Source organism: Endothiovibrio diazotrophicus (assembly GCF_054657215.1).
On the sequence record NZ_BAAHXB010000203.1, the window covers coordinates 1 to 3,993 of the forward strand.

Here is a 3,993-nt window from a genome sequence, read left to right on the forward strand (position 1 = left end):
GGGTGAACGGAGAGTGAGGGTCGGTCTGAAGTAGGGCCAGTCTTCATCGACGGCCCCGCTGCGGGTTACCGGGGAGGGGCCGTGTTGGGTTCTTCGCGGGTATCGGGCTCGGCTCCGGGGTTTGGGCGCTGGCGGTTGCGCACCAGAAGCGGTGACCGTTTTGCCGGCGGGATCGGCGGTGAAGGGGCGGGAGGCGTTCCGATAGCATCAGTCGTTCCCAGGAAATAATGAGGTATTTCCTTTCGCCAAAGGCAAAAGGAAATACCCCGCGCCTCGATTTACGATGGGTGTCCCGGTTATGCGCGGGGTTCTTGTGGAGCGCAACGCGATAAGCCGTTGCGGATAGCGGAGGTGAAGCGATGGGTATTGAAGAGATTCAGGAACAGGCGTTGCGCCTGCCGCCTGAGGCGCGTGCCTCCTTGGCGAGGGCGCTACTGAGCAGCCTCGATTCGATGAGCGAGGCGCAGGTTGCTGCGCTGTGGGCGGAAGAGGCCCATCGCCGGGATGAAGAGTTGGACCAGGGGCGTGCAACCGCCGTCCCTGCCGACGAGGTACTGGCCCGCGCCAGAGCCCGGCGGAAATGAGCCGAAGGGTTACGTTTCACGAGTCCGCCGAGGTGGAGCTCAACGAGGCGGCTGATTTCTACGACCTGGAGAGTCCGGGGCTGGGTACGTTGTTCATCGAAGAAATCGAGCGAACGCTCGGTACCCTCGCCGAGTTCCCGGAAGCGGCGCCACTGATACGGGGGCGAGTCAGGGCAAAAAGCATGGCACAGTTCCCGTATTCATTGATGTACTCGGTACGACCGGGTGAGATCCGGGTGCTGGCGGTTGCGCACCAGAAACGGCGACCGTTTTACTGGAGGGATCGGCGGTGAGCGGTGAGCGGTGAGGGGGCGGGATGCTTGCCAATAGCATCGGTCGTTTCTTGAGAATTATGGGGTCTTTTCTTTTGCCGAAGGCAAAAGGAAAGACCTGACCCCGAGCCTCGCGGCGCCATTTCATCCGATCTACCACCGATCCTCGAACGCCTGCGCATCGAACCGAAGAACTGGCTCTATCTGGCGGGTAATTTCGAGAGTCCCTTCAAAGGCTTGGTCGGCGCAGCCCACACTCTTCGAGCGACGTGCAAAACGCTCGGTTACCAACGATCTCCCAGCCTTTCCGCGTGCAAGGCCCTTCTCTCGTAAATTCTCCGAACACCTCCTCAGTCTCCCTCCCTACAAAAGATTCCTCGGCGTCTCTACGAGTCCGTTGTCCGCCACACCAACGCCGAAGACCTCTGCGCCTACCGCCATCTCATAGCAACACTTCTATTCCAGGGAGGTCATGTTGTCCTGCGTGTTCTGGCCATTTCTTAGCTTGGGTGTCCCACCTGTTCTTTGTTATGGCTTTCATTGCGAAAAGTTCGGAAGAGCCACACGCGCATCATCGGGAAACGCATGGTTATAGAAGTCAATCAGCCAAACCTGCTTATTTCTAATCGAAGGGGATTCGCTTAATTGTTCTGGGACAATTTTTGAAATATACTGCCAAACTTGACCTGAGGCCTGCCCACTCAGATAGTTTATAAGCCACAAGCCATCACGTTCTCTAATAAGAGGCAGGCCAACCTTCTTCTTTCTGATTTCTGGATTCACCAATTCCAGCAACTCATCACCAATAACTACTCTTGGCGTATTCGCAACTTGAGACTCCAACCTATAAGCTTCAATCATCCCATTACTGAAGAGAAAATCTTCTGTCGAAAAGTGCTTCCCATACGACACACCACCTCTACACAATATGCCTTTGCTCAGAAGGTTATACTGATAGCTTGATATTAACTTGACAAGAGATATGTAGTTCTCTATGGAGTAAGGAAGCGCAAAGACAACAGAGTCTGAAAATTGAATCAACTGAAGGTCCGGGTAGTCTTTTTTAAGGCTCTTTGTTTCCACGTAGCATTCATACAGAGACTCAATAAATTTTTGCTCTCCATTTGGAGTTTCGCAATCGCGTGTAACCATTGACGAGAACCCCAACAGATCTATGAATGCAACAATATAGGATTTGAGCTCTATGCGCATTACAGCAACCTTTTTAAGTTTGCTGCCAATTGCGCAATACAATCCTTATAGTTAGCCTTGCGTTCTTCCGCTTGACTCCAGGCTACTCCAGACCATGCAGTACCTTTCTCATTTGTTGCCCTAGTGTCATCAATTGTTATATCAAACATTGCTTTTCCGCACTCCTGCATTATAGGTGCGAGACCTTCAAAGTCCCGGATTTGTGAAACAACAATGTCTGCATCCCGCAATCCAGATGTAAGATCTTTGCCATCACAATTGAACTGACTAATCGAAGGAAACAGAGCAGCTTCAACTTTTTTTGGAATTCTATCCATCCACATTTGATAGGTGGGCTTTGGTTTCCCGCCTCGAATCTTAAAATTCTGAAGAATTACCCCAAGAAATTGCGGCAAACCTTCTCTTATTGGCAACCCGATCTCACTAAACTCGTTAAAAACCTGCCTATGCTCTTTAATCCATTTATTGATGATCGTAGAGAGGGTTCCAATTGCTTGCACATTGAATCTGTCCGGCGCTGTCGGCACGAAATAGCCGTCACACGACAAAAAGCATGCTCTGGTCAATGCTCCCGAACTAGGGCCTACATCTATAAGAACATAGTCAATGCCGTGAGATTGCCCGTATCTCGTCAGAAGATCACCAATTGCCACATAGGTCCGTTTCTCGTGGGTTTTATTTGAAAATCTCTGGATGTGCGCTTCCGCAAGCGAATCTTCTATCGAACTAAGATTTACATCACCTCGCAACAATTTCAGATTATCGGCGACGTTGATGGTTGCGACGTTTGAAATATCTATCTCAGAAATATCACCATCAATTCGCGGCTTTAACAGTTCTAGGAGACTTGTGCCCTCTAGTTCATATTTTTCCCCGGTCTCTCGCTCCCTCTCGTCAAGTTCTGCGATTAGGGGAGCAAGCATTAATTCTGTAAGGTTGGCTTGAGGATCAGCGTCTACCGCAAGAACCTTCTTGCCATTCTGAGACAGATAGTGAGCCAAATTGAACGTGGTAGTGGTTTTGGAAACACCACCTTTATGGTTGTACAAAGTGATGATTTTGGTCATTTAATGCCCTTTCTTTTGCTGGACTATTTCTTAGCCATACTACTATTCGGCGGCCCATCTGCCAGTCATCACCCACAGCGCTGATTCGGCCACATCAATATCTCGTTTTCTCAACAGTAATTTATCCCACTATTTTACGAAATACCCGCTCCGAGAATTGCGACTGAAATGTCGCCTATAACGCCACGATGGCTTATTCGTCGCATAGCGCGCTCCTCATGGCCACGGATTATTACCCATATTCTCAATCATTTCATCCTGTTATCACTCTTTTTCCAAATTATGCCATTGTAGGCTCATGCTGGCGGGGCATTAGGAAATTTCGTACAGCTTGTCAGACTACAGAGGAAATTGACCTTCCAGCCTTGAAAGCCCTCGGCAATCTCTCGATACTGTGCAAAACAACACGGCTGCTTCAGTCTCCACGCCATGACCACCGTCCCTTCCGATCCCCCCGACAAGGCGCCTCGCTGCCTCACCAACACCCTCGACCATCTCCCGGAGGCGAAGCGGTATCAGCTCGAACGCATCAAGGAGGTGCTCTGCTCGACCGTCCCCCTCGACTGGCTGGTGCTCTTCGGCAGCTACACCCGCGGGGATTGGGTCGAGGACCCGATCCACCGCTATTTCTCGGACTACGACCTGTTGGTGGTGGTCTCCGAGCCCTTCCTGGTCCAGCGGGCGGGGTTGTGGGCGCGGCTGGAGCGGGAGCTTCAGGCGATCGCCGGGCGGGTGCCGGTGACCCTGCTGGTCCACACCCACAAGGAGGTGAACCACGAGATCCGCATGGGGCAGTACTTCTTCTGCGACATCATGAACGAGGGGGTGGTGCTCTATGACGGCCACCGCTCGCAGTTC

The 3,993-nt window shown here is 51.7% G+C and carries 5 protein-coding genes; 3 read left to right on the forward strand and 2 right to left on the reverse strand.

Annotation, left to right across the window (positions count from 1 at the left end; all coding sequences use genetic code 11):
- Window positions 1-359 precede the first annotated feature (359 nt).
- Both ACYQ2W_RS25425 and ACYQ2W_RS25430 read left to right on the forward strand, forming a co-directional pair.
- Window positions 360-584 carry an addiction module protein gene (locus ACYQ2W_RS25425; RefSeq protein WP_459873715.1) on the forward strand — a complete coding sequence of 75 codons (225 nt, stop codon included), beginning with the start codon at window positions 360-362 and terminating at the stop codon, window positions 582-584.
- Window positions 581-877, forward strand: coding sequence for a type II toxin-antitoxin system RelE/ParE family toxin (locus ACYQ2W_RS25430; protein ID WP_459873717.1), 297 nt, complete (start codon window positions 581-583; stop codon window positions 875-877). Before ACYQ2W_RS25425 ends, ACYQ2W_RS25430 begins: the two co-directional genes overlap by 4 nt.
- A 516-nt stretch (window positions 878-1,393) precedes the next feature.
- On the opposite strand, the gene ACYQ2W_RS25435 is transcribed toward ACYQ2W_RS25430, so the two are convergent.
- Together ACYQ2W_RS25435 and ACYQ2W_RS25440 are read right to left on the reverse strand one after the other, a co-directional pair.
- On the reverse strand, window positions 1,394-2,068 hold the full coding sequence (locus ACYQ2W_RS25435) for a hypothetical protein (protein WP_459873719.1): 675 nt from the start codon (window positions 2,066-2,068) through the stop codon (window positions 1,394-1,396).
- Window positions 2,068-3,135, reverse strand: a complete 1,068-nt coding sequence (locus ACYQ2W_RS25440; RefSeq protein WP_459873721.1) for a ParA family protein — start codon at window positions 3,133-3,135, stop codon at window positions 2,068-2,070. The genes ACYQ2W_RS25435 and ACYQ2W_RS25440 overlap by 1 nt, the downstream gene beginning before the upstream one ends.
- Window positions 3,136-3,564: 429 nt before the next feature.
- On the opposite strand from ACYQ2W_RS25440, the gene ACYQ2W_RS25445 reads away from it, so the two are divergent.
- Window positions 3,565-3,993 (forward strand): nucleotidyltransferase domain-containing protein (locus ACYQ2W_RS25445; RefSeq protein WP_459873723.1); only part of this gene is annotated, 429 nt, incomplete at its 3' end.

Coding starts and splice junctions, on each gene's coding strand:
- ACYQ2W_RS25425 (WP_459873715.1), top strand. CDS start 360: ATGGGTATTGAAGAGATTCAGGAACAGGCGTTGCGCCTGCCGCCTGAG.
- ACYQ2W_RS25430 (WP_459873717.1), top strand. CDS start 581: ATGAGCCGAAGGGTTACGTTTCACGAGTCCGCCGAGGTGGAGCTCAAC.
- ACYQ2W_RS25435 (WP_459873719.1), bottom strand. CDS start 2,068: ATGCGCATAGAGCTCAAATCCTATATTGTTGCATTCATAGATCTGTTG.
- ACYQ2W_RS25440 (WP_459873721.1), bottom strand. CDS start 3,135: ATGACCAAAATCATCACTTTGTACAACCATAAAGGTGGTGTTTCCAAA.